This is a genomic window from Lysinibacillus sp. NPDC092081, assembly GCF_044755845.1.
GTDB lineage: Bacteria > Bacillota > Bacilli > Bacillales_A > Planococcaceae > Lysinibacillus.
Genome location: NZ_JBIVRU010000010.1, coordinates 44741 through 69242 on the forward strand (window position 1 = coordinate 44741; position 24502 = coordinate 69242).

The window sequence follows — 24502 nt, forward strand, 5'->3', positions numbered from 1 at the left end:
AAATATGAGTTTATATGAAAAAATTTCTTCGTTAGTAGAGTCAAAAAAAGATGCTAGCATTCAATTAAGTGATGCCATTTGGGCAGTACCTGAACTTCACTTTCAAGAAAAGAAATCTGTTCAATATATGAAGGCAGCTTTAGAACAAGAGGGCTTTGCAACAGAGCTTGGAATTGCAGGGCTTGATACAGCACTAGTTGGAACGTATGATTCTGGAAAGCCTGTTATTGCTTTTCTCGGTGAATATGATGCACTTCCTGGATTGAGTCAAAAAGGCGGGGCTACTCATTGCGAACCATTAGAGGATGGAGGAAGTGGTCATGGTTGTGGGCATAACTTATTAGGAACAGGAGCGTTTGCTGCGGCCGTTGCGGTGAAAGATTACTTAGAGCAAAATAATCAATCAGCTACGATCCGTTTCTACGGCTGTCCGGCAGAGGAAAATGGTTCAGGTAAAGCTTATATGGCGAAGGCTGGTATTTTCGATGATGTTGATATTGCAATATCTTGGCATCCTGGAACTTTTACAACTGTTATGACATGCAGCTCTCTAGCAAACTATGCAGTTACTTTTAAGTTTACGGGAAAAAGTGCACATGCAGCAGCTGCTCCACATCTGGGACGAAGTGCACTAGATGCTGTTGAATTAATGAATGTTGGGGTAAACTATTTACGTGAGCATATCATTCCAGAAGCGCGCGTGCATTATGCGGTTACAAACACAGGAGGAACGTCTCCAAATGTTGTTCAACCATATGCAGAGGTGACATACTTAGTTAGAGCGCCTAAAAAACATCAAGTACAAGAGATTTATCAACGTGTTGAAAATATTGCTAAAGGCGCAACGCTCATGACTGAAACATCGTTAGAAATCGCCTTTGAGGGAGCTGCGTCAAATCTTATTCCAAATAAAACACTGTATGATGCGATGCAAAAACAAATACTTGATTTAGGTATGCCAACTTATACAATAGAAGATGAGCAGCATGCCCAAGCTATTTTTAATACATTTTCTCCTGAAATTCAGGCATCATCGTTAGTTGGTCTAAAAAAAGAAGATGTCGCGCAGTTACAAGGTAAAGTTATTGGTAACCACATCCCAAGTGTCCTACCTGAATTTATATTGGGTGGATCAACGGACGTTGGAGATGTAAGCTGGAATGTCCCAACTGTTCAATGTACTACGGTATGTATGGCATTAGGTACACCACTTCATACTTGGCAGGTTGTATCACAGGGGGTTATGCCAATAGCACATAAAGGGATGTTACAGGCAGCAAAAATTATGGCCTGCACTGCTGTTGATTTAATTGATAATCCAACACTTATTGAAGAAGCTAAAAAAGAATGGAAAGAACGTCTGGATGGAGAGACTTATGTTTCGCTAATTCCGGAAGGTACTAAGCCTCCAAAACTGTAAAAAGTTATTCCATATAGAGTCTTCATAGGGTAAACTATGGAGGCTCTGTTTTTGCCTATTATTAAGTTTTTTTCTTAGTAAAGTGTACTTATTGAGTAGTTATGGTGTAAAATGCCGTTTTTTGAAAGGAGATCACAAAATGCCGACAGATCATATCAATCATAATAATCACCTTGCGGCAGAATGGGTGAAACAGTTTCGTCCTTATGCAAAAGAGGGACAATGCGCAAGTTATATTCCCGCATTAGCGGAAAAAGATCCAAATCAATTAGCGATTTCGATTATCGGTACTAATAATGATGAAATGAAAGCCGGAGAGACAACTGAACTATTTACTCTGCAAAGTGTTTCAAAAGTTGTTACATTTATTTTAGCGTGTATGGAACGGGGATTACCTTATGTTTTAGAACGAGTAGATGTTGAACCTACAGGTGACACCTTCAATTCCATTATTCGTCTAGAAAGCCATCAGCCTGGAAAACCTTTTAATCCAATGATTAATGCAGGGGCGATTACAGTATCCTCTATGCTTGACGGAAATTCTCCGCAAGAGAAGGTTTCAAAAATCCTTCAATTTTTAGAACAAATGGTTGGCAAGGAATTAAAAGTTAATGAAGAGGTTTATCAATCTGAATGGCAAACTGCAAACCGAAACCGTTCATTAGCCTATTATTTAATGGATTCTGGCTTTTTAGACTGTCCTGTGGAAGAGGCATTGGAGGTTTATTTGAAACAATGTGCTATAGAAGTAAATGTTTCGGATTTAGCGATGATTGGTTTAGTAATCGCCAATGATGGCTATCATCCTTTATTAAAAACACAAATTTTTCCAAAGCAAGTAGCGAAATTAGCGAAGGCATTGATGGTTACTTGCGGAATGTATAATGCTTCTGGTAAATTTGCAGCATTTATCGGGTTACCTGCTAAAAGTGGTGTCTCTGGAGCAATTTTGGCGGCTGTGCCAAGTCACGCAGGCTTAGATTCACCTTTTCCTGCTGGCTGCGGTATAGGCATTTATGGACCAGCAATTGATGACATCGGGAACAGTGTAGCAGGAGTGAATTTGCTAAAGCATATCGCTACCGAGTGGAATATGAATATTTTTTAATCATTATGAAAGATGACTTCCGTAAATGGAGTCATCTTTTGTGATTTTATTTCGCACCTGATTATCTCGTTAATTTGCAAAAAAAAGCCCTGAATAGGTTTACTTTCTTTAAAAGTGTCACTATCCAGGACGATTCATTTTAGCGTATTAGTTTCTTTCTTTTCATTTTATAAATAATTAGTAGCATAATAAACCAAATTGGTGTTAGCAGTAATGCAGTACGTGTTGCCTCTGAAATGAACATCACTACTAATAGAAATGCAAAAAAGGCAAGTACTAAATAGTTCACGAACGGAGTAAAAGGCGCCTTGAAAATCGATGCTTCATGAAGTGCACGATTTTTACGTTTATAAATGATATGAGAGATTAATATAATACTCCACACCCAGATAAAACAAATAGCACTAATCGTTGTCACAACACTAAAGGCGTTTTCAGGCATTAATTTACTCAGTAATGCACCGGCGGAAACTACAATTGCAGACACAACGAGTGCGTTACTTGGGACACTGTTTTTATTGAGCTTTGCAAACGTTGGCGAAGCTTGTTTGTTGTTTCCAAGATTAAACAGCATGCGACTTGTAGAAAATAAACCACTATTACCAGCTGAAGCAGCAGATGTTAGAACGACAAAATTAATAATACCTGCAGCAATTGGAATTCCAGCTAGTGTAAATACTTGTACAAATGGACTACTTGAGGCAGACATCTCAGACCAAGGATTAATACATAAAATCACAAATAACGCTCCTACGTAAAATAATAAAATACGTAATGGAATTTTGTTAATGGCAGAAGGAATATTTTTTCTAGGATTGGCCGTTTCAGCAGCAGAAACTCCTACTAATTCGACACCTACAAAAGCGAAAACAACCATTTGGAATGCCATTAAGAACCCATATAGGCCGTTCGGGAATAACCCGCCATGTGCCCAAAGATTATCAACAGAAACTGTGCCAGAGCTTGTTTGAATGCCTGTAAATAACATGATTAGGCCAATAATAATCAGCGCAACAATGGTGATGACTTTTATAAGGGCAAACCAAAATTCTAGTTCGCCAAATAGTTTTACAGTCAATAAATTCAAAATTAATAACAGTACTAAACAGCCCATTGCAGGCACCCATTGAGGTATATCAAACCAATAATGTGTATAAACACCGACAGCAATAATATCTGCCATAGCGGTCATAATCCAGCAGAACCAGTATGTCCACCCAGTGATGTAACCTGCCCAAGGGCCTATGTATTCAGATGCAAAATCAGTAAATGATGTATAGCCAGCATTCGATAACAATAGTTCGCCTAACGCCCGCATGACGAAAAATAAGGCGGTTCCGACAATTAGATAGGCAAAGATGATGGAAGGTCCAGCTAAAGCAATGGCTTTACCAGAGCCTAAAAATAAACCAGTACCGATTGTTCCGCCAATGGCAATGAGCTGCACATGGCGATTTTTTAAATCACGTTTTAATTGATGTTGTTGTTCCACGTTGCTCCCCCTCAAAGATACGTAAAAACTATGACTGGAAATAAAAAAGAGACTAGTAGTGACACTAGTCTCGTAAACGACAGAATAACAAATACCGATAGCGAATGTTGTATGTAAAAAAGAAAACATTCCTGTGGTATAGCTTTCATGATGAAAGTTGATATTACTCCTCTGTCCTTTTGCCTGAGATAGTGAACCCTTCGGCGACGCAAAATGCGCTCTCTCCAGAACTGCTCCTGCTATAGTGTTATCCATAGCATTCATAGCTTGTATTGTATGTCTTGATGACATTATTTTAAGATATTATACATCCTATCAGTGCTACCATAATTATTCAAGGGTAAATTTCAGTCATTTTCAGAAAAAAAGAAGATTGGAGTTCGTCTAGGTAAAAATTTGACGAAAAATAGTATTTTTAGACATACGTTAAAATATGGATAATATTTAATGTTTGGTAAAAAGAGTTAAAAGAGGCGAGGGAAACGGCTAGAATTTTGGTAAAGGTAGTTGGATGTGAGCAGGATATTGTCTACTCACATTTTTTTGTTCAATGCAAGATTAAGAACTAACTTGTCAGACGTTAAACAATAAATATAATATAGTAGAAACTCAGAATTTTTTGCAAAAAAGAAACCATCTCATAGTCATTTGAGATGGTTTTTTCTGTTTAAAGCAAAGTGAGATAGGTATATATAAATAAATTTACTTAGTTTCCGTGAGTAAATTTATTTATAGTAGTCACTAATGCCTTAAATTAAGATTATTTTTTTGTCTTTATTTTACCTGTCCAAGTACGGAAGCCGCCTTGAAGTTGGTAAATTTGGTTGTAGCCACGTTTTTTAAGAAATAGAGCAGCACGTGAGCTACGGCCTGTATTTTGACAGTATAAATATACTGGTAAATCTGGGCGAATTTCTTTGTGACGTTGACGTAGAGTAGTTGAAGGAACATTGCGTGCACCAAGGATGTGACCAGCATCAAATTCTTTCTGTTCACGTACGTCGATAAGCTGTGCTTTACGGTAGCCTTCAATAAATTGTTCTTGTGTTAGGTTTGTTACGGCTTTTTTTAGTCGTAGGGCATTGATGCCGATATATGCAATTACAACTACTAAAATAACACCGATTGTGATAAGTATGTTCAACAAAATTTCTTACCCCTTTCTATCTTCTTTATTATTATAAAAGATGCGCTAGCGATAGTCCAATGAGTTTGATAAAATTAATTAGATTGTGGCTAGAATTAATCTATCTATATTTATGGATGTTATTAGTGAAAGGTCACAAAATCATTTCACTACATTTATAGACTTGGGTGGATGATTACTTCAATAAAGAATAGAACTAAACGCAGAGTGTCAAAATTTTGAGAAGTATTGTTTTTTGCTCATCACCTAGAGTAGGATTACATTGTTAAAACGTATGCCATATATAGGTTGATTGAAGTGAAGGCAGGGCGACTCCTTGGGGATCAGCGATAGAGGGACGAAGGTTAAAACCATCACATCCTGTGATAACGCCTTCGTGACCAACATCGTGTTGTCCCGAGACCCTGCAGCGAAGCGAAGCGGCTAGAGGAACGAAGGCTAAAAGCATCACGTCCTGTGATAACGCCTTCGTGACCAACCTCGTGTTGGCCCGACGCCCCCAGGAAAGCGCCCAGCCGAAACGGAAATCAACCCCACGTTATGGTGATGAGACTTATTTTTGTACACGTTAGCTAATGTTCAATTAAATATTTGTAGGAGATGAAAATATGACAACTTGGTATTTTCTTAATTCAGGGAAATGTAGCCCTTCTTTTAATATGGCGTTAGATGAAGCATTACTCGATTGGCATAGTGAAGGTTTAATTCCACCAGTCATTCGTTTTTATGAGTGGGAGCCAGCAACACTTTCAATTGGCTATTTTCAGCAGGCGAAAAGAGATATCAATCTAGAAGCGGTACGAGAACAAGGACTAGGCTTTGTTCGTCGACCAACAGGTGGTAGAGCCGTTTTACATGAACATGAATTGACATATAGCGTCATTGTTTCAGAAAGCTATCCAGATATGCCTGAATCAGTGACAGAGGCATATAGAGTGTTAAGTGAAGGGATATTGCAAGGTTTTCATAATCTAGGCATGGATGCTTATTTTAGTGTGCCTGATACGGAAGAACAAAGAGCGGACTTAAAGAAACCTAAAAGTGCTGTTTGTTTTGATGCACCGAGCTGGTATGAGCTTGTCGTAGAAGGTAAAAAAGTAGCTGGTAGTGCACAAACTCGTCAAAAAGGTGTTATTTTACAGCATGGAGCAATTTTACTTGATTTAGATCAAGAAAAATTATTGTCAGTCTTCAATTTTTCAAGTGAAGAGGCGAAGGCACGTATGCGTAGAAAGATGCCTGAGAAAGCGGTTGCTATCAATAACCTTGTTAAAGAACCCGTGTCTATTGAACAATGTGTGACAGCTTTTCGTGATGGTTTTGCAAAATCGTTGCAAATTGATTTAAAACCATTTACACTTTCTGAGGAGCAATTAGAATATGTACATGCACTAGAAGAAAAAAAATATGCATGCGATGATTGGAACTTCAAAAAATAAAAAATGGTATAAGAAAAATATTTTTTTATCGTTCAAACCTTGTGATAACAAGTGATTAGGATTCTATTCGAAATTGCAAGAGTTGAATTAAAAAACTATATATAGTATCTTTTTTAAAGACATATACACAATATGTAGTGTTTAACGACACATGATATTGTGTATTTATTATGTAATGCAAGTAATGCAAAAATAAGGGAGGCAAAACGATGGTACTTACAAATCATCAACCCGAAGTAAACAAATTTGAACAGTTAAACAAAGATATTGAACAATTTCCGCAGGTTCATCCTGTAACATCTGAAATGCACATTACGCATAAAGGTGTATCAAGACTTGTGATGATCGATCGCTACTCGTTTAAGGATACGGAGAAGAAAACGTTAAAAGCCGGTGATTTTGTCGTATTAACAGTGAAGTCAGATCCAAAATTCCCTGCACGTGGTTTAGGGACAATCCAAAAGCTTGATATGTCTACGAAAACAGCAGAAATTTTGATTGAGGAAGATTACCGTAGTGCTTTAGATGATCCGAAAGAGCAAGAAACGGGTGTGATTACGCGTTCAATTGACGTGCTAGAAAAGCCTCTTGAAATATTTTATGAACAAATCGCAAAACGAAATGCAACAGGACTTGCTGCTGTTGAAAAAACACCAGAGAAACGCCAAGAATGGTTTGAGAAGTTTTATGAGCAGCTAGTATCATTAAAATTCATTCCAGCTGGACGAGTTATTTACGGAGCAGGATCTGAAACAGATGTAACGTTTTTCAACTGTTACGTAATGCCATTTGTAGCAGATTCACGTGAAGGAATAAGTGATCACCGTAAGCAAGTGATGGAAATTATGAGCCGCGGTGGTGGTGTAGGGACAAATGGTTCAACATTGCGTCCACGTAACACTTTAGCACGTGGTGTAAATGGTAAATCATCTGGTTCCGTTTCATGGTTAGATGATATTGCTAAACTGACTCATCTTGTCGAACAAGGTGGTTCGCGTCGTTAAGACTCGGCGACGTAATCTCGTGAATTGCTGGAACACCCTTAGAGCTTTTCTTGCTACAACGTAAGCTGTGAAGCTAGGCGTGAATGCTTGAAAAAAGAAAAGATTGGGCAATCAGCAGCGAAGCATCTATGGAAATGTAGATGAACGTTCAACGACTATTGAAACTTTCTAAGCTTGGCAAAGTATGAAAGAAGTAAATCATATGAGGCGATGACGCTCTTATGAGGCACGAGACAAAGAACAGTATTCTTTGATGATATAGTCTGATCTTATGTGAAAGCATAAGAGTATGGCAGAAATGACCATACCAGAAAAATTAAATTTAATATTTTTCTGTAACAAAAAATGGGGGCACAAATGATTATGCTGGCAGATTGGCATCCTGATATCGTGGAATTTATTATTTCAAAAATGCAAAATCCACGTATTCTACGATACCTAATCGAAAATACAACGGATAAAACAATTATTCGTCTAGCAAAAGAAAAATTAAACTTTAAACCTCTTTCATCTCAAGAGGAAGCTATGTATCAAGGGATTGTTAACTATAAAGGTATCGAAGGCTTAGGCGGTTTTGATACGGCTATTATTCGTGAAGCAGAAAACAAACTACGTGATGGTGGTACTTATACTGTTCACAATCTAGAGTTTTTAACTGGTGCAAATATTTCTGTAACATTAACAAAAGAATTTATGCAAGCTGTAGAAAATGACGCTGACTTTGAGCTTCGTTTCCCAGCTGTTGAAGAATATACAAAAGAAGAGATGGCTATTTACAACAGTGAGTGGCATAAAGTTGGAGATGTGCGCGAATGGGAGAAAATGGGCTATAAAGTACGCACATACCGTACGATTAAAGCGAAGGAATTATGGAATTTAATCAACGTTTGTGCAACGTACTCTGCAGAGCCAGGTATTTTCTTCATCGACAACGCGAATGACATGACAAATGCAAAAGCCTATGGTCAAAGCGTTGTAGCGACAAATCCGTGTGGTGGACTTCGCCTCACGTTAAAAATTGCGGGATAAAGCGGGAAGGCTGAGAAATAGTAATTAACGATACTTTCAACATGATTTTCATTTATTAGGTGATAACATGACTAAACAATGTAGGAAGTGTAATAAGATAAAAAATTTAAGTTGTTTTGGAAAACGATCCGACAGTAAAGATGGCTATAGAAACGATTGTAAAGAATGTGTATCTCAAAGAGTGAAGGTTTGGGGAAAAAATAACTTTTGGAAAAATAGAGCAAAATCTTTTAATAATGGCTCTGGAAGAAGAAATGGAAAAGCTGGAGATATTATTAGAAATTCAGACCCTATATCCGAGAATGACTTGAAAAAGCTCTATGAATCTGAACCGTTTTGTAGCTATTGTAAAATTGCACTTGAAAAGGAACATGTAGTATTTGAACATAAAACCCCTCTAAGTAGAGGAGGAAAGCATTGTATCCAGAATGTTTGTATAAGCTGTCATGATTGTAATCAACTTAAAGGGACAAGAACGGAAGATGAATTTCAGAAGTTCATATTTAGTTACATTGAAAGATTTCGTTAATTATTTGCTAATCCGAACCGAAGGCTAAAGGTAAAACTTTAGTCAGGGGCAACGCATACCCGGTGATCCTACTTAGTAGACTATAATCCGGGCACGAGACCGCAACATTACAGAAAGTAGTGTAATGAAAATGTATGCTGAACTTACAGGAATTGAACTGTAAGAACTAGAGGATAAAAAGCCTTTAGGATAACAATAATTGGAACAACCACTTGCACCATATTCTGTGTGTAACTTAGCAGCTGTGAACTTAGCACAGTTTGCGAATAAAGAAAATCAAACAATTGATTATGAAGCACTACGTGAAACAGTTCGTGTTGGTGTTCGTATGCAGGATAATGTTATTGATGCTACACCATACTTCTTAGAAGAAAACCGTGTACAAGCTCTTGGAGAGCGTCGTGTTGGCTTGGGCGTAATGGGCTTAGCGGACTTACTAATTTATTGTGAGAAAGAATACGGCTCAGAAGCGGGTAATGAATTAGTCGATGAAATCTTTAAAACGATTGCTGAGACTGCGTATGAGGCATCAACAGAGCTTGCAAAAGAACGCGGTAGCTTCCCATTCCTTGTAGGAGCAACAGAGGAAGAGACAGCACGTTTACGTAAAGCATTTACTGAAACAGGCTTTATGCAAAAAATGCCTGCGCACATTAAGGAACAAATTTTAGCAACAGGTATTCGTAACTCGCATTTACTGACAGTAGCTCCAACTGGTTCTACCGGTACGATGGTTGGCGTGGCAACTGGTCTTGAGCCATACTTCTCGTTCACATATTACCGTTCTGGTCGTCTAGGTAAATTCATCGAGGTAAAAGCAGAAATCGTTCATGAATATTTAGAACGTCATCCAGAAGTAAATGAGAATGACCTTCCTGAATGGTTTGTTACGGCGATGGAATTAAAACCAGAGGCGCATGCTGATGTACAATGTATCATTCAAAAATGGATTGATTCATCCATTTCTAAAACTGTAAACGCACCAAAAGGTTATACAGTACAACAAGTTGAAAAAGTATACGAGCGCTTATATAAAGGTGGCGCTAAAGGTGGTACGGTCTATGTAGATGGTAGCCGTGATTCACAAGTACTGACACTAAAAGCTGAAGAAAATGATATGGATCAATTATCATTTGAGGAAGAATTAGTAGAAGTACCAACGAAGCGTCCTGTTGTATTAGTAGATACGATTCAAGCATTAGAATCGACAACAGTGATTGGTTCGGATGTAGGGAACACTTGCCCTGTATGCCGAAAAGGAACTGTAGAGGAAATCGGTGGCTGTAATACATGTACAAACTGTGCTGCACAGTTAAAATGTGGTTTATAAAATAATGAAATTGTGTCTATCTCGTCAAAAAGGCGGATAGGCACTTTTTTTATATTCATTCAGAAAATGTTGAAAGCAGGAAGGAGATGGATGTCCAAACCACTTATCCCGTGTAGACGACCAGTCGTCAAAAATTCATTTACATAATTAGATGAAAATTTTATAGTAAAAACGAATGAAAGGACTGTGATGATATGAAGGTAGAAGTGTCGATTGACCCGGCATGTAAAGAGCCGAAAGTTATTATTCACACAGATAAGATGACCGATGAAATAGAAAATCTCATGCAGTGTATCGCTTCCGCTGAAATGAATACATTATCGGTCTTATCATATAAAGGTGTTGAATTTATTAATTGTGGGGACATTGTGCGCATTTATACGGAACAAAAGAAAGTTTTCGTTCAAACGATGGTTAGTATTTACAATGTACGTTTTCGCTTGTATGAGCTTGAAGAAAAACTAAATACACAGCTATTTGTACGTATTTCAAATGCTGAAATGGTCAATCGAAATATGATTATACATATGGACATTAGCAAGACAGGAACGATCGGGGTTGAGCTAAAAGGCGGAATTAAAACATACGCTTCAAGGCGCTATGTAACAAAAATTAAGAAGAAATTAGGATTATGAGGTGAAAAACGTGCGAAAAGACTTATTAATTCGGATTATCGGTGGATTTGTCATTGGTGCTGTACTTGGACAAGTAGTGCAGTTTTTTGTATCAATGGGGATAGCGCAAGGAAGTTACGCTTGGGTAGTTCCTGAATTTCGAACATTATTTACAAATGAAATAATCGCAATTATTACTCAAGTGTTGTTGACTGGTTTGATTGGAATAACTTTCGCTTTAGCTGGACTATTTTTTGAAATGGCTAGATGGGGAATGCTGAAGCAGTATATTGTGCACTTTTTTGTAACGGCAATTATTTGGATACCGATTGTGCTGATTTTATGGATGCCGAAAACGGTGACTAATGTTTGTTCCTTATTAGCAAGTTTCTTAGGAACATATGTCTTGACATGGCTATTTCAATATAAGCTTTCAAAGTGTGATATAGAAAAAATTAATGCCATGCTAATCGAGAGAGGTGAGTCTCATGACGATTGAAATTAAGAGCTTAACAAAGCAGTATAAGGAACATGTAGTAGTGGATCAGTTATCTTTAACTATAAAAAGTGGGGAATTCTTTGCACTTCTTGGGCAAAATGCAGCCGGGAAGACGACAACGATTAAAATGCTTTGTGGACTTTTACCACCAACAGCTGGTGATGCCCTTTTAGATGGTGAAAGTATTGTTCATCATCAGGTCGCTGCTAAAAAGAAATTAAATATTTCTCCGCAGGAAACAGCAGTTGCACCAAATTTAACAGTAGTAGAAAATTTGATATTAATGGGCCGAATCTATGGGTGCTCAAAAACAGAGGCACAGAAACGAGCAAGCGCACAAATGAACGTATTTGGCTTGACTCCTCGTCAGTCTAGTAAAGCTAAAACGCTATCGGGTGGCTATATGCGCCGCTTAAGTGTTGCGATGGCTATGATGTCTAATCCGAAAATACTTTTTTTAGATGAACCAACATTAGGTATGGATGTACGTGCACGCCGGGATTTATGGAAAATACTAATTCAGTTAAAAGGTCAGGTAACGATTGTTTTAACGACTCACTATTTAGAAGAGGTCGAGGTGCTGGCTGATCGTGTAGGAATTATGCATCGTGGGAAATTACGTGCTCTTGGTACAATCCAGCAATTAAAACATGAAACAAAAAAGTATTCTTTAGAAGATGTATTTTTAGAGCTTACAGAGGAGGAGTCACTTTGAAAGCAAGTGTATTTGCAACAAGAAATCATAAGGAAATAGTACGTGATCCATTAACACTCATTTTTGGCATGGGCTTGCCAATGCTTCTTATGTGGCTATTTTCTGTCATGCAAAAAAATATGCCGTTTGCATTATATGAAATTAGTAAGCTCACACCAGGTGTTATTGTTTTTAGTTTCTCATTTCTTACTCTTTTTTCGGGTATGTTACTAGGCAAAGATAAAAGCTCATCGTTTTTAATGCGGATTTTTGCTTCTCCTATGTCAGCAAGCGATTATATTGTGGGCTATGCCCTGCCTCTGTTACCAATTGCATTATTACAAATCATATTCAGTTTACTTACTGCTGTATTTTTAGGTTTGTCCTTGAATATATCCGTCTTTTTAATGGTAGGCGTACTTATTGTAATTTCCTTATTGTATATAGGATTTGGTTTATTACTTGGAACAATTTTTACGGATAAGCAGGTAGGAGGTATCTTTGCGATATTTGTCAATTTATCAACGTGGTTTAGTGGTATTTGGTTTGAGCCTGATATGATAGGCGGAACATTTCAATCTATCACGCAGTTTTTGCCCTTTGTCCATGCCGTGAATGCGGCTCGTGCAGTACTTAGTGGAGCATATTCAGATGTTTTCGTTCCGTTCGCTATCGTTTTAGGTTATACGGCCTTTATTTTTATGATTGCTACCCTGTTATTTCAACGTAAGATGCGGGGTGAGAATTAAAATTTAAATTTTTTAGTAGGATTTTCAGGGAATCTCTCGAAATATTTAAGTATAAAGGGGGAGAGTGTATGTCTAGTTTGCCTATTATAGTAGCTCCGATGTTTTTAGTTTCTAACCCTAAGATGGTTATTGAAGCTAGTAGAGCAGGGGCTATTGGTTCTTTTCCATTATTAAATGCAAGACCCGCTTCAGCGTGTGCTGAGTGGCTTGAAGAAATAAAAAAGGCGCTACCTACTGAGCAATGGGCAGTCAACTTTATATGTCACCCTGTAGCAAATACACGTTTTGAGGAAGATTTACAGTTAATTGAACAATTCCAGCCACCAGTTGTCATTACTTCACTTGGAAATCCAAAGAGAGTGATAGACATTGTACACGGCTATGGTGGGAAGGTCTATGCAGATGTTGCGAACGTTAAGCATGCCGAAAAATCTGCTGCCACAGGTGTAGACGGACTAATCCTTGTTTGTGCAGGAGCGGGTGGGCATGGTGGGCAACTGAACCCATTTGGCTTTGTATCTGCGGTTAAGAAATTCTTTTCGGGAACACTCATTTTATCAGGCTCCATCTCTAGCGGTGCAGACGTACTAGCTGCTCAAATAATGGGAGCAGACTATGCCTATATGGGTACTCGTTTTTTAGCTTGTGATGAAGGAAATGCACCTGAGGAGTATAAAAATATGGTAATTGACAGTGATACCTCGGATATTTTATACACCGATGCTTTTAGCGGTGTCCATGTCAATGTGTTAATTCCATCCTTATTGAAGGAAGGCATTGATCCTGCAACATTGAAGCCAAGAGAGGACATTGATTTAACACATCTTGTCAATGTCAAAGCATGGCGAGATATCTGGTCTGCCGGACATGGCATTACCAATATTGCCAAACGAGAGTCAGTTCGTGAAATACTCATAACATTGGAAGCAGAGTACGAGAAAGCAAAGCAACAAATCATTTCTGTACAGCCATTGTAAAAACTATTAAAAAGGGCAAGTCCAACCAAATGCATCAGTTGGACTTGCCCTTTAATTTTTAATCATGATTCAAAGTAGCGGCGATTTCTGGTTGCTGCTCAACTCGAAGTAGCATATTGAAGGATGCGATGGCTACTTCTACTTGCTCATCCTTAGGCTCACGTGTTGTCAGTAATTGTAGCCATAAGCCCGGATAGCCAAGAAAGCGTAACACTGGGATATTACGGCACGCATTTGTAGCCTGAAGAACCTCAAATGAGATACCAAGAACAACTGGAATTAATAGAATACGGTCCAAAATGCGTAACCAAAGTGGATCAGTTGGCACGAAGAAATATAAAAACATGCCTACAAACACAGTGAACAGCATAAAACTACTACCGCAACGATAGTGTAAGCGTGATTGTGCTTGTACATTTTCCACTGTTATGTCCATACCAGCTTCATAGCAATTTATAACCTTATGTTCTGCACCATGATATTGGAATACTCGTTTAATTAGCGGAGTTAAAGATATAAAATATAAATAGGTAAGTAGTAAAAATAGCTTAATGCCGCTTTCAAGTAAAATTTGACCGGTTTTGCCCTCTATCCATTTAGAGAAAAAATCTGCAATAAATACAGGAATTAAAGTAAAGGCAAATTTACCAAATAAAAAGGAAAGAATACCTACAACTGCAACTCCTAAAATCATTTGAAGTCTCGAGCCTTCCTCTTTATGATCTTCTTCTTCGCCAGGTGTAACGTCATAACGGTCCCCTGAAAATTGCATATGGCGAGAGCCTAAACCAGCTGATTCAATCAGTGCTACAACGCCCCGTACCAATGGAATTTTTTTAAGCTTTCGTAAAATAGGGTTTTGAACTTTTTTAAAATGATAATAATCAATGGAATCATCGTTACGGCGAATAGCGGTAATCGTATGTTCCTTTCCTCCGAACATTACACCCTCTAATTGTGCTTGTCCCCCGTATACAGGTGAATTGCTCAAGGCTAACACCACTCTCTTTATATATTTCAACTGTACCATTGTACTAAATTTAGTGAAAAACCTCTAGAGTTACGCATAGTAAAATTTCTATATGGTTACACTAATCGTACAGTTTAGGAAATGATTAACGTTTGAAAAAAACTCGTGGTACAAGTTAGGAGGATTTTGCTTGAAAGTAGCTAGTATAACATCGCTCGTCAGTGCACTTGTTTTAGCATTGTGTTTGAAGGGACTTCAATACTTTCATCTCATTAAATGGAATCCAATAGGTTTTTATAAGAAGTGGGATATATTTGAAGGTAGTTCAAAACTATTTCAATGGAGCTTTCTCATCCTAGTCTTATTTTTTATTGGATTTTTATTATTTATTACATTGAGATATGTCTATATTATCCCAGCTGTGCTATCTTCTTTTTTGCTCGGCCTTTTTTTTTCCATCACATTAGAATGGATTGTTCTTGATTTGCCTTTACAATCTTCTTCCTTTAAAAAACTATCGATCCCTTTCATAGTCATTGTTATTTGTCTATTACGTTTCTTGCTTGAAACTGCAAATTTTCATCAGAAGGAGCACACAGCACAAAAAGGAAATTAGTTGCTGTATGCGCCTTGTATGATAAAATAATGGCAAGTACATAGAAAGAGGCGAATATACGTGAAGTTATTATGTTTGAATGGACCTAACTTAAATCGACTAGGTAAACGAGAGCCACATATTTATGGTTATGAAACATTAGAAGATGTGAAAAACAATGTTCAGAATCTTGGGGCTTCTTTCGGTGCCACTGTCGAGTTTCGTCAATCTAATCATGAAGGGGTACTTGTTGATTGGGTGCATGAAGCAGAGGACGAAAAATATGATGGTATAATCTTTAATCCGGGTGCATATACCCATACAAGCATTGCGTTACATGATGCAATTGCAGGGATTTCTGTGCCGGTTATAGAAGTACATATTTCAAATATCCATAAACGTGAGGCTTTCCGTCATCATTCTTATCTCGCTCCGGCATGCCTTGGTCAAATCAGTGGACTAGGTACGAAAGGCTATGAACTGGCACTACGCACATTTATTGAGAGGGAGAAGTGATTATGATGAAATTACAAAAGCTACGTAAGGCACTTCAGGAACAAAACATTGACGGCATTTTAATTACGAACGAGTACAATCGACGTTATATGACTGGTTTTACAGGGACAGCGGGCGTAGCGATTGTGTCTCAAACTGATGCTGTGTTTATCACGGACTTTCGTTATACAGAGCAAGCAGCTGCGCAAGTACAGGACTTCCGAATTGTAAAGCATGAGGCGACGATCATTGAAGAGATTGCAACACAAGTAAAAAATATGGGTATCAAATTATTGGGCTTTGAGAAAGATACTGTTAGCTATGGCACATATGAGTTGTATAAAAATAAAATTCAAGCTGATTTAGTACCGATTTCTGGGCTAATTGAAAAAATTCGCTTGATTAAGACGCAACAAGAGATTAATATTATTAAGGTTGCGTGTGAAATTGCTGATCACGCATATACACATATCTTAAACTTCATCAAGCCAGGTAAAACAGAGCTTGAGGTTTCGAATGAATTAGAATTTTTCATGCGTAAACAAGGAGCAACTCAGTCCTCGTTTGATATAATTGTTGCGTCGGGTCTTCGCTCAGCTTTACCACATGGCGTTGCAACGAATAAAGTAATTGAAAAAGGCGACTTTGTCACATTAGATTATGGCGCGCTGTACAATGGCTATATCTCGGATATTACACGTACTGTGGCAGTTGGCGAGCCGTCTGAAAAATTAGTGGATATGTACAACGCAGTACTTGCTTCCCAGCTTTTAGCACTTGAAAAGGTTGGCCCTGGCTTAACAGGGATTCAAGCAGATGCGATTGCACGTAACTACTTAACAGAAAAAGGCTATGGCGCAGCATTTGGTCATTCATTAGGACACGGGATTGGTCTTGAAGTACATGAAGGCCCTGGCTTATCAATGCGTTCTGAAGTGGTGCTAGAGTCAGGTATGGCCGTAACGATTGAACCAGGAGTGTATTTACCAGGAATCGGTGGTTTACGTATTGAGGACGATATTTTAATCACAGAGACAGGTAATGAACTGCTAACTCATTCGTCAAAAGAACTTATTATTTTATAAACTATGGAGGAACACAAATGATTTCAGTAAACGATTTCCGTACAGGTCTAACAATTGTTGTAGATGGCCAATTATATCGCGTGTTAGATTTCCAACACGTTAAACCAGGTAAGGGTGCTGCGTTCGTGCGCTCTAAATTACGTAACCTACGTAACGGTTCAGTAAATGAAAAAACTTTCCGTGCTGGTGAGAAAGTTGAAAAAGCGCAAATCGATAACCGTAAAATGCAATACCTTTATGCACAAGGTGACGAGCATGTTTTCATGGATCTAGAATCATATGAGCAAACTGAACTTGCTTCAGCTGCAATTGAATATGAATTAAAATTCTTAAAAGAAAACATGGAAGTTCATATTCAATCATACCAAAGTGAAATGCTAGGTATTGAGTTACCAAACACTGTTGAGCTAGAAGTAGCAGAAACAGAGCCTGGTATTAAAGGTGATACAGCTTCTGGTGGTACAAAACCAGCAACTCTTGAAACAGGTCTTATTGTACAAGTGCCATTCTTCGTAAACCAAGGTGACAAATTAATCATCAATACAGAAGAAGCTTCTTACGTTTCTCGTGCGTAATGAATAAATATATAAAGCCTACTCTTTTCTAACAAAAGAGTAGGTTTTTACTTATACATATAAAGCTAAAGCAAACGAATTTTGTGACAATAGATAGAGAAATAGCAACCTTTTTTACTAGTATAAAAATTCGGTTCTATCATTTGATATATGGTCATATTTGGAAGAGTTGTTTACAATAATAGTAAGGAGTGAATTCTATGTTACAAACAACTTTTGAGATAATATATCCAATAATACAGGCACCAATGGCTGGTGTAACTACGCCAAAATTTGTGGCTGCCTGTGCAGAGGAAGGTATTTTAGGCTCGATTGGAGCGGGCTATTTAGATGGGGAGCAGACGAAAAGCTTTATTCAGGAAGTGAAAAAGCTAACGAAAAAGCCATTTGCTGTTAATTTATTTGTACAGGAAGAGCCACGTATTGATATCGATGTACTTCAAAAAGCTCGAATGGCTTTACAACCGATTTATGATGAACTAGGACTTTCACCTGTACAAAGTGTCATGTCAAAGGAAGTATTTGAGGGACAAGTACAAGCTGTTCTTGATGAAAATGTAGCCATTTGTTCCTTTACATTTGGCATTCCTTCAGCAGATGTCATTCATCGTTTAAAGGACAATAATGTTTATGTTATTGGTACAGCTACTACATTAGAGGAAGCAAAACGTGTAGAACAAGCAGGGATGCAAGCTGTTGTCCTTCAGGGTGGGGAAGCTGGTGGTCATCGTGGTTCCTTCACTGAACCTATGCAATTAATTGATTTACATGATTTACTTCAGCAAGTAGTGGGGCAAATTTCCATACCGATTATTGCTGCAGGAGGTATTGTGACGAAGGAAGATGTAAAAAAAGCACTAGCAATAGGTGCACAAGCAGTTCAAATTGGTACAGCCTTATTAGTAGCAGATGAGTGTGAAATTTCACCTCTCTATAAAAATGCCGTGCTTCAATCAAAAGAACAGCAGACGACAATTACTCGTGCTTTTTCTGGTAAACCAGCAAGAGGCTTAGTGAATGGTTTTACGGAACGTATGAAGGATGCTATTGTAGCACCTTATCCATTGCAAAATGATCTAACTACAACTATTCGTAAAGAAAGTGCAAAACAGGGCAAAGCCGAATATTTATCGATGTGGATGGGTGAAAATAGCTATTTAGTGCAACAACCAGGTACTGTCAAAAATATTATTGAAAAATTACTTTAACTTCTTTCCGTTAGTCTCCTACCTCTATAGGTGTGGGTTAAGTGACAGTGTGTCCAAACATCCGCTAAAAAAATTAAAGATTCATAAAAATACTAAGATCTCTATACGTATGTATGGAGGTCTTTTTTTTTTGGTAGCAACATATATTGCTGTACACGAGGGGGCGTATGAAATGGAATTACAAGACGTATTAAGAGTCGCTGGAGTGGGACTAGTAGTTGCGCTTCTTCATGTCTTCTTTGATCAAACAGGAAAGAAAGAATTTTCATTTTTCCTATTTTTCATTGCCTACTTATATATGACAGCGGAACTACTGCGATTTTTACGTCTATTTTTCACTGAAATCCTTACATTCTTTCAATGGCTGACCTCTTCTGGGTAGTGTAAATGGAAATAGTCATCGTAGCTGTTGTCATGCTGCTTTTATTATTGCTTATAAAAGAAGTCATAAGGCCACTCCATGCGCTAATTAGTGTAATGTTTTCGTTTTTACTGTTCGGTATGTTGTTCTCGACACTCCTATTGCCATTCATCAAGCAATTGCTTGAGACATTAGCCTTTTTGCCTTATGCGAAAGCAATTGTGGTAAGTGCTAGCCTTTTTTATATAGGGCAATGGGTGTCTATTTTACTTGTAGAACAAAACTATAAAGTACTCGGGCATATTGTCTATGATGGGGTCAAGATTGTTATTTTAATGTACTGGTTTAAGGAATTTTTGGCTGTTTTACAGGAGGTGTCGGCCATTTTACAACGGCTAAACTAAGGGGCGAAGACATTGCTAGAGCAAATATTTTCGTTTTTAACTGATCCATTTTTTCTATTGCTGAAGATGACGCTTATTTTGTGTGGCTACGTCATTATTATTTTGATTGTCAATATGATATTACCAGAATTTGAAAAAGGGACAAGGATACTTTTTTTTCTTATTGTACTTGCAACAATAGGACCTGTCGTTGTGAATTCATTTAATTTAATAGACGAAATAGCACAGGGACTTGCACATATATTTACTGCATTTTATCCCATTCTTACTTCAAGCTTTCTTTTATCAAGCAGTATCACAGCGATTGCTTCTTGGCAGCCTTTTTTACTTTTTTTTGTACAAGTCTTAACGATTATTAGTAGTAAATGGCTTATTCCGGGAGTGCTTTTTGCCATTGTTTTCGATGTTTGCAGTGTCATTGTTAAAGAAATTTCGTTTACGAGAATTGCTGAATTGATTCGTTTTACCATTATGAGTATCGTCTCGGCATCTGTTATTTGTTACATCATTTTAATGTCGGCGAGTGGTGTTGCCGCATTTAGTGTCAACGCAGCTGTTGCAGAGCCTGTGAAGAAATTAATAGAGGAAAATATTCCAGTTGTTGGTTCCTTTATAGTAGATAGTTTTTCGATGTTCCAGCATATGACACAATTTTCCTCTTCTATTACTAGTATTTCTGCTTTTATAGCAGTTATTACCGTGTCGTTCATTCCAACAGTTCAGCTTGTTGTCAGTGCGTATTCGTTGAAAATGTTAGCTGCTATTTTAGAACCAATTGCCTTCGATGATATTTGTAAACTACTTGATCATGTTAGTAAATCTCTATTTACATTATGTGCTGTATCATTTCTAATTGCTTTTTCATTTATGTTTTCTTGTTTATTCCTCATCGTTTTTGTGCAAGTTATGGCTGGGGGGAGATAGATTGATTCTTTTATTGGCAATGCTCTTTATCTGTCAGATATTTGTGTTTCTAACAGAAGATAAAGAAATAATTTCACTTACAAAGCTTGTTATTACGTTAGTATTTTTGCAATTGCTATTAAAGATTCCATTTATCAATTCATAGGAGGAAACAAGCGTACATACACTTGAAAAAGAGAAGATGAAAGGAGGCAATGTACAAGTGATGTGGAAAAGAAACGAAAAAAAACAACGTCATTTATAGTCTTAATGCTTATCGCTGCCTCCGTGGGAATTTTCATCATTTTACCAATGTATCAAACGAGTACAACGAATGGGCAAGTAACATCGATGACCAATGAAGAAAAGCTTGAGCAGACACTGAAGGCTATGAAAGGTGTTGGGGAGGTTAAAGTCTATTTTTATTACGGAGATATGACAGATGCGAAGGATGACAATAAACTATTCAGTCAATATTTTCGAGGAACTGAACAAGGCGCGAAAGAAGTAACAGGGATGCTAATTGTTTCAGAAGGAGCATCAGATATCTTTGTGAAAAATGAAATTCGTGCTGTTGTTAGTCAAGTAATGCAATTGCCGATTCATCGAATTATTATCGTTCCAATGGAGAATAAGGAGGAAAAGTAAATGCGCGTACGTAGAAGAACAGTTTGGTTTATGACATTATTAAGTCTAGTAGCGGTTATCTCAGTGTATTATTTGGTTGATCCAGCAAAACAATTTAATGGACTAACTATTTTCACAGATGACTCATTACAGCAAACTGCAGTAACGGGTGTGACGGATCAAGAAGCAACGAAAGAGGGAGAGACGAAAGAAGTATCTTCTCCAAGTCATTTATTTGAAGAAATGCGCATGCAAGTTAGTGATGAAAGAAGCCAACTTCGCCAACAATTAACACAGAAGATCGGTTCACAAGATTACTCAGCAGAAGATAAAAGTAAGGCTTATAATGAGATGGATAACCTTATAAAACAAGAATCCTCTGAAGCAATGTTAGAAATGCTTATTAAATCTTTAGGTTACTCCGATGCGTTTGTAAAAGCAGATGGTGATAAAGTATCGGTAACTGTTATGGCGGAGGAGTTATCAAAAGCTCAAGCAAATGAAATTATTTACTTGGTAAAAACAGAGATGGAAGGCGCAAATGACGTCCAAGTAAAATTCAGCGCAAATAACTATTAAAAGAATAGAAAGAAAAAGATGAATTTTCTGTTTACTTGATAACGTTGTTATATATCAGTATAATGAAAAGGCTTTCGTTTAGTAAAGGAAAGCCTTTTATTTTGTTCATATTTACTTAATTTGCATTAAAGTATTTCAAATTGTTCGAAAAAAATATAAAATAGTGTTTGTAGTAGATTTTATTTCATAAGGAGAGTTAGAAATGTTCAAAATTCAAGAAATTCGCGAAATTATCAAATTAGTAGATTCTTCTTCAATTGACGAGTTCGTTTACGAAGTAGATGGCGCAAAAGTTAAATTAAAAAAGAATGGTGTAGTTGTTACTGAAACTGTAGCACCTAAAAAAGAAGTTGTTGCGCCTGTTGTACAACAGTCTGCACCTGCAGTAGCACCAGCTACTCCAGCACCAGCAAAAGCTGAAGAAGCACCAGCTGCAGCACCAGCAAATAACGACCCATCGTTACATAAAATTGTATCACCGATGGTTGGGACTTTTTATCAATCTTCAAACCCTGATTCACCAGCTTACGTTAAAGTGGGGGACAAAGTTGGTAATGAAACAATTGTATGTATCGTAGAAGCTATGAAACTATTCAACGAAATTGAAGCAGAAGTTCAAGGGGAAATCGTTGAAGTACTTGTTAAAGACGGTGAATTAGTAGAATACGGTCAACCATTATTCCTTGTAAAAGCTGAGTAAGGAGTGCACAATCATGAAAAAAGTATTAATTGCAAACCGCGGCGAAATCGCTGTGCGTATCATTCGTGCTTGTAAAGAGTTAGGTATTCAATCTGTTGCCGTATACTCAGAAGCAGACAAAGACGCATTACACGTGAAATTAGCAGACGAAGCATATTGTATCGGGCCAAAGCTATCAAAAGATTCATATCTTAGCTTCCCGGCTTTACTTAGCGTAGCAGAAAAAACGGGTGCAGACGGTATCCACCCAGGTTACGGTTTTGTATCTGAAAACGCTGATTTCGCTGAAGCTTGTGAAAACGCAGGCATTAAGTTTATTGGACCTTCATCAGATTCTATTAAAATTATGGGTATTAAAGACGTTGCACGTACAACAATGGAAGCAGCAGGTGTTCCACTTGTTCCGGGGACTGGTATCGTTCCAGATATCGAAACAGGTAAAGAATGGGCTGCTAAAATTGGTTACCCAGTTATCATCAAAGCAACTGCTGGTGGTGGCGGTAAAGGTATCCGTGTAGCTCGTACAGAAGAAGACCTTGTAAAAGGCATTGACATTACGCAAAAAGAGGCTGCCGCAGCATTCGGTAACCCTGGCGTATATTTAGAAAAATTCATCGAGTACTTCCGTCACTGTGAAATCCAAGTATTAGCGGATGGCTATGGTAATGTTGTACATTTAGGTGAACGTGATTGTACTGTTCAACGCCGTATGCAGAAATTAGTAGAGGAAGCTCCATCTCCAGCGCTATCTTCTGAGCGTCGTGCTGAAATGGGTGCCGCTGCAGTAAAAGCTGCAGAAGCTTGTAACTATGAAGGTGCTGGAACAATCGAGTTTATTTATGACTATCAAGAAGATAAATTCTACTTCATGGAAATGAATACTCGTATCCAGGTAGAGCATCCAGTAACTGAAATGATTTCTGGTGTAGATCTTGTACAACAACAATTAAAAATTGCATCTGGTGAAAAACTTCCTTTCACTCAAGATGATATTAGAATAAATGGTTGGGCAATCGAATGCCGTATTAACGCAGAAAATGCTTATAAAAACTTCATGCCATCAGCTGGTACTGTAGATACTTATGTAACTCCAGGTGGCTATGGTGTACGTATTGACTCTGCTGTGTATGCTGGCTATACAATCCCGCCATACTATGATTCAATGGTTGCAAAACTAATTGTTCATGCCAATACACGTGAAGAAGCGATTGCGAAAATGAATCGTGCGCTTAGCGAATTTGAAGTATCTGGTCCTGGGATCAATACGACAATTCCATTCCACCAAGCATTGATGAACAATGACGTTTTCAAATCAGCACAATTCAATACGAAGTTCCTAGAAGAGAATGATGTTTTGGGGACAAGCAAGTAAGGCATATCAACGGTTTAACCGTCTCGGCTCATAGTCGGGAAGCTTGCGAAATAGTTGTGCGATATTTGTCAGCGGAATAGAATTAGGAATAAAACAAAACGGAATATCCGATTTTTAGACCCTTTAACGAAACTGATTCGTTAGGGGGTCTTTTTTGTGCGTAAAAATAGTCAGCGTACAGGTATTTACGATTTAGAAAATATAAATTCGATCGAATTAAAAATGATTAATCCTATAAACGAAAATAATGAGCCACTAATAACAGCGCCAACAATTATATATATGAGTAACTTTATTCATTTCCGCGATGCAGTACCAATTTTAACAATTTATAAATGTGGTTTACGTATGAGTACGTTAATTCAATTAGAAGAAAAATAGATTGATTTTGATAATCGAATGTTAATTATCGAGGGAGACTATGAAGACGTTTTAAAACTACCATTCGGTGATGAATTAGAAATGTATTTGAAAGGGTTATTTAAACAAAACGATATTATCCGTAATCATTATAAAAAACGTAACAGATATATTTTTATCAGTAAATTTGGAGACTCATTAGACGTTGAATCTAAGCCGTGCGCCAACATTGACCAA

General features: G+C 37.6%; 26 protein-coding genes, 3 pseudogenes and 1 riboswitch. Of the genes and pseudogenes, 26 read left to right on the top strand and 3 right to left on the bottom strand.

Annotated elements, in window-relative coordinates; all coding sequences use genetic code 11:
* Window positions 1-4 precede the first annotated feature (4 nt).
* Window positions 5-1420, top strand: a complete 1416-nt coding sequence (locus ACIQLB_RS15125; RefSeq protein ID WP_400727224.1) for a M20 family metallopeptidase — start codon at window positions 5-7, stop codon at window positions 1418-1420.
* Between the two features lie 139 nt (window positions 1421-1559).
* Window positions 1560-2528 carry a glutaminase gene (locus ACIQLB_RS15130; RefSeq protein ID WP_400727226.1) on the top strand — a complete coding sequence of 323 codons (969 nt, stop codon included), beginning with the start codon at window positions 1560-1562 and terminating at the stop codon, window positions 2526-2528.
* A 139-nt stretch (window positions 2529-2667) separates the two neighbouring features.
* Here the strand turns inward: ACIQLB_RS15130 and ACIQLB_RS15135 are convergent, their stop codons facing one another.
* Together ACIQLB_RS15135 and ACIQLB_RS15140 are read right to left on the bottom strand one after the other, a co-directional pair.
* The gene (locus ACIQLB_RS15135; protein WP_400727228.1) at window positions 2668-4020 is read right to left on the bottom strand and encodes an amino acid permease; all 1353 of its coding nucleotides are present in this window, start codon (window positions 4018-4020) and stop codon (window positions 2668-2670) included.
* Between the two features lie 161 nt (window positions 4021-4181).
* Window positions 4182-4258: riboswitch (glycine riboswitch) on the bottom strand.
* Between the two features lie 522 nt (window positions 4259-4780).
* Complete coding sequence (locus ACIQLB_RS15140; protein ID WP_376074129.1) at window positions 4781-5164, bottom strand: rhodanese-like domain-containing protein; 384 nt, start codon at window positions 5162-5164, stop codon at window positions 4781-4783.
* A 611-nt stretch (window positions 5165-5775) separates the two neighbouring features.
* Between ACIQLB_RS15140 and ACIQLB_RS15145 the strand changes: the two genes are divergently transcribed.
* From ACIQLB_RS15145 to ACIQLB_RS15190, 10 genes and pseudogenes are all read left to right on the top strand, one after another.
* The gene (locus ACIQLB_RS15145; RefSeq protein WP_400727231.1) at window positions 5776-6606 is read left to right on the top strand and encodes a lipoate--protein ligase family protein; all 831 of its coding nucleotides are present in this window, start codon (window positions 5776-5778) and stop codon (window positions 6604-6606) included.
* Window positions 6607-6815: 209 nt separating this feature from the next.
* Window positions 6816-7607, top strand: a pseudogene (locus tag ACIQLB_RS15150) (ribonucleotide reductase N-terminal alpha domain-containing protein); the annotation flags it as partial.
* Window positions 7608-7958: 351 nt separating this feature from the next.
* A pseudogene (locus tag ACIQLB_RS15155) lies at window positions 7959-8606 on the top strand (vitamin B12-dependent ribonucleotide reductase); the annotation flags it as partial.
* A gap of 100 nt (window positions 8607-8706) precedes the next feature.
* A complete protein-coding gene (locus tag ACIQLB_RS15160; RefSeq protein ID WP_400727239.1) occupies window positions 8707-9168 on the top strand; it encodes an HNH endonuclease in 462 nt (153 codons plus the stop codon).
* Between the two features lie 202 nt (window positions 9169-9370).
* Window positions 9371-10498, top strand: a pseudogene (locus tag ACIQLB_RS15165) (hypothetical protein); the annotation flags it as partial.
* A 194-nt stretch (window positions 10499-10692) separates the two neighbouring features.
* Entirely contained in the window at window positions 10693-11133 is a 441-nt protein-coding gene (locus ACIQLB_RS15170) for a LytTR family DNA-binding domain-containing protein (protein WP_400727243.1), read from the top strand.
* Between the two features lie 10 nt (window positions 11134-11143).
* Window positions 11144-11611 (top strand): DUF3021 domain-containing protein, encoded by a 468-nt coding sequence (locus tag ACIQLB_RS15175; protein ID WP_400727246.1) that lies wholly within the window; start codon window positions 11144-11146, stop codon window positions 11609-11611.
* On the top strand, window positions 11601-12326 hold the full coding sequence (locus ACIQLB_RS15180; protein ID WP_400727249.1) for an ABC transporter ATP-binding protein: 726 nt from the start codon (window positions 11601-11603) through the stop codon (window positions 12324-12326). The genes ACIQLB_RS15175 and ACIQLB_RS15180 overlap by 11 nt, the downstream gene beginning before the upstream one ends.
* Window positions 12323-13054, top strand: coding sequence for an ABC transporter permease (locus tag ACIQLB_RS15185; RefSeq protein ID WP_400727252.1), 732 nt, complete (start codon window positions 12323-12325; stop codon window positions 13052-13054). Before ACIQLB_RS15180 ends, ACIQLB_RS15185 begins: the two co-directional genes overlap by 4 nt.
* A 68-nt stretch (window positions 13055-13122) precedes the next feature.
* On the top strand, window positions 13123-14031 hold the full coding sequence (locus ACIQLB_RS15190; RefSeq protein WP_400727255.1) for an NAD(P)H-dependent flavin oxidoreductase: 909 nt from the start codon (window positions 13123-13125) through the stop codon (window positions 14029-14031).
* 58 nt (window positions 14032-14089) lie between these two features.
* On the opposite strand, the gene ACIQLB_RS15195 is transcribed toward ACIQLB_RS15190, so the two are convergent.
* Window positions 14090-15022 (bottom strand): DUF1385 domain-containing protein, encoded by a 933-nt coding sequence (locus tag ACIQLB_RS15195; protein WP_400727258.1) that lies wholly within the window; start codon window positions 15020-15022, stop codon window positions 14090-14092.
* A 169-nt stretch (window positions 15023-15191) separates the two neighbouring features.
* On the opposite strand from ACIQLB_RS15195, the gene ACIQLB_RS15200 reads away from it, so the two are divergent.
* The 14 genes from ACIQLB_RS15200 (at window position 15192) to ACIQLB_RS15265 (ending at window position 24286) form a co-directional block, all read left to right on the top strand.
* The gene (locus tag ACIQLB_RS15200) at window positions 15192-15617 is read left to right on the top strand and encodes a hypothetical protein (protein ID WP_400727261.1); all 426 of its coding nucleotides are present in this window, start codon (window positions 15192-15194) and stop codon (window positions 15615-15617) included.
* Window positions 15618-15677: 60 nt separating this feature from the next.
* Window positions 15678-16112 carry a type II 3-dehydroquinate dehydratase gene (aroQ, locus tag ACIQLB_RS15205; protein ID WP_400727264.1) on the top strand — a complete coding sequence of 145 codons (435 nt, stop codon included), beginning with the start codon at window positions 15678-15680 and terminating at the stop codon, window positions 16110-16112.
* Between the two features lie 2 nt (window positions 16113-16114).
* Entirely contained in the window at window positions 16115-17176 is a 1062-nt protein-coding gene (locus ACIQLB_RS15210; protein ID WP_400727267.1) for a M24 family metallopeptidase, read from the top strand.
* A gap of 17 nt (window positions 17177-17193) precedes the next feature.
* Window positions 17194-17751, top strand: coding sequence for an elongation factor P (gene efp / locus ACIQLB_RS15215; RefSeq protein ID WP_400727270.1), 558 nt, complete (start codon window positions 17194-17196; stop codon window positions 17749-17751).
* A gap of 200 nt (window positions 17752-17951) precedes the next feature.
* The gene (locus tag ACIQLB_RS15220; protein WP_400727273.1) at window positions 17952-18959 is read left to right on the top strand and encodes an NAD(P)H-dependent flavin oxidoreductase; all 1008 of its coding nucleotides are present in this window, start codon (window positions 17952-17954) and stop codon (window positions 18957-18959) included.
* A gap of 172 nt (window positions 18960-19131) precedes the next feature.
* Entirely contained in the window at window positions 19132-19341 is a 210-nt protein-coding gene (locus ACIQLB_RS15225; RefSeq protein WP_008179863.1) for a hypothetical protein, read from the top strand.
* A 5-nt stretch (window positions 19342-19346) separates the two neighbouring features.
* Window positions 19347-19724, top strand: a complete 378-nt coding sequence (locus tag ACIQLB_RS15230) for a hypothetical protein (RefSeq protein WP_400727276.1) — start codon at window positions 19347-19349, stop codon at window positions 19722-19724.
* A 12-nt stretch (window positions 19725-19736) separates the two neighbouring features.
* Window positions 19737-20648: a stage III sporulation protein AE gene (locus ACIQLB_RS15235; RefSeq protein WP_400727279.1), complete on the top strand. Its 912-nt coding sequence runs from the start codon at window positions 19737-19739 to the stop codon at window positions 20646-20648.
* A 1-nt stretch (window position 20649) separates the two neighbouring features.
* Entirely contained in the window at window positions 20650-20793 is a 144-nt protein-coding gene (locus tag ACIQLB_RS15240; RefSeq protein ID WP_199777723.1) for a hypothetical protein, read from the top strand.
* Between the two features lie 62 nt (window positions 20794-20855).
* Window positions 20856-21275: a hypothetical protein gene (locus ACIQLB_RS15245; RefSeq protein ID WP_400727283.1), complete on the top strand. Its 420-nt coding sequence runs from the start codon at window positions 20856-20858 to the stop codon at window positions 21273-21275.
* The gene (locus ACIQLB_RS15250; protein WP_400727286.1) at window positions 21276-21833 is read left to right on the top strand and encodes a SpoIIIAH-like family protein; all 558 of its coding nucleotides are present in this window, start codon (window positions 21276-21278) and stop codon (window positions 21831-21833) included.
* Between the two features lie 202 nt (window positions 21834-22035).
* Window positions 22036-22533, top strand: a complete 498-nt coding sequence (accB, locus tag ACIQLB_RS15255) for an acetyl-CoA carboxylase biotin carboxyl carrier protein (RefSeq protein ID WP_400727289.1) — start codon at window positions 22036-22038, stop codon at window positions 22531-22533.
* A gap of 13 nt (window positions 22534-22546) precedes the next feature.
* Window positions 22547-23905, top strand: a complete 1359-nt coding sequence (accC, locus tag ACIQLB_RS15260) for an acetyl-CoA carboxylase biotin carboxylase subunit (protein ID WP_400727292.1) — start codon at window positions 22547-22549, stop codon at window positions 23903-23905.
* Window positions 23906-24061: 156 nt separating this feature from the next.
* Window positions 24062-24286 (top strand): hypothetical protein, encoded by a 225-nt coding sequence (locus tag ACIQLB_RS15265; protein ID WP_400727295.1) that lies wholly within the window; start codon window positions 24062-24064, stop codon window positions 24284-24286.
* The last annotated feature ends 216 nt before the right edge of the window (window positions 24287-24502 follow it).

Bases quoted from the DNA above. Each gene is read 5' to 3' on its own strand.
- ACIQLB_RS15250 (WP_400727286.1), top strand. From the start codon at position 21,276: ATGCGCGTACGTAGAAGAACAGTTTGGTTTATGACATTATTAAGTCTA.
- ACIQLB_RS15210 (WP_400727267.1), top strand. From the start codon at position 16,115: ATGATGAAATTACAAAAGCTACGTAAGGCACTTCAGGAACAAAACATT.
- ACIQLB_RS15190 (WP_400727255.1), top strand. From the start codon at position 13,123: ATGTCTAGTTTGCCTATTATAGTAGCTCCGATGTTTTTAGTTTCTAAC.
- ACIQLB_RS15130 (WP_400727226.1), top strand. From the start codon at position 1,560: ATGCCGACAGATCATATCAATCATAATAATCACCTTGCGGCAGAATGG.
- ACIQLB_RS15225 (WP_008179863.1), top strand. From the start codon at position 19,132: ATGGAATTACAAGACGTATTAAGAGTCGCTGGAGTGGGACTAGTAGTT.
- ACIQLB_RS15220 (WP_400727273.1), top strand. From the start codon at position 17,952: ATGTTACAAACAACTTTTGAGATAATATATCCAATAATACAGGCACCA.
- ACIQLB_RS15160 (WP_400727239.1), top strand. From the start codon at position 8,707: ATGACTAAACAATGTAGGAAGTGTAATAAGATAAAAAATTTAAGTTGT.
- ACIQLB_RS15230 (WP_400727276.1), top strand. From the start codon at position 19,347: ATGGAAATAGTCATCGTAGCTGTTGTCATGCTGCTTTTATTATTGCTT.
- accC (WP_400727292.1), top strand. From the start codon at position 22,547: ATGAAAAAAGTATTAATTGCAAACCGCGGCGAAATCGCTGTGCGTATC.
- accB (WP_400727289.1), top strand. From the start codon at position 22,036: ATGTTCAAAATTCAAGAAATTCGCGAAATTATCAAATTAGTAGATTCT.
- ACIQLB_RS15125 (WP_400727224.1), top strand. From the start codon at position 5: ATGAGTTTATATGAAAAAATTTCTTCGTTAGTAGAGTCAAAAAAAGAT.
- efp (WP_400727270.1), top strand. From the start codon at position 17,194: ATGATTTCAGTAAACGATTTCCGTACAGGTCTAACAATTGTTGTAGAT.
- ACIQLB_RS15180 (WP_400727249.1), top strand. From the start codon at position 11,601: ATGACGATTGAAATTAAGAGCTTAACAAAGCAGTATAAGGAACATGTA.
- ACIQLB_RS15145 (WP_400727231.1), top strand. From the start codon at position 5,776: ATGACAACTTGGTATTTTCTTAATTCAGGGAAATGTAGCCCTTCTTTT.
- ACIQLB_RS15170 (WP_400727243.1), top strand. From the start codon at position 10,693: ATGAAGGTAGAAGTGTCGATTGACCCGGCATGTAAAGAGCCGAAAGTT.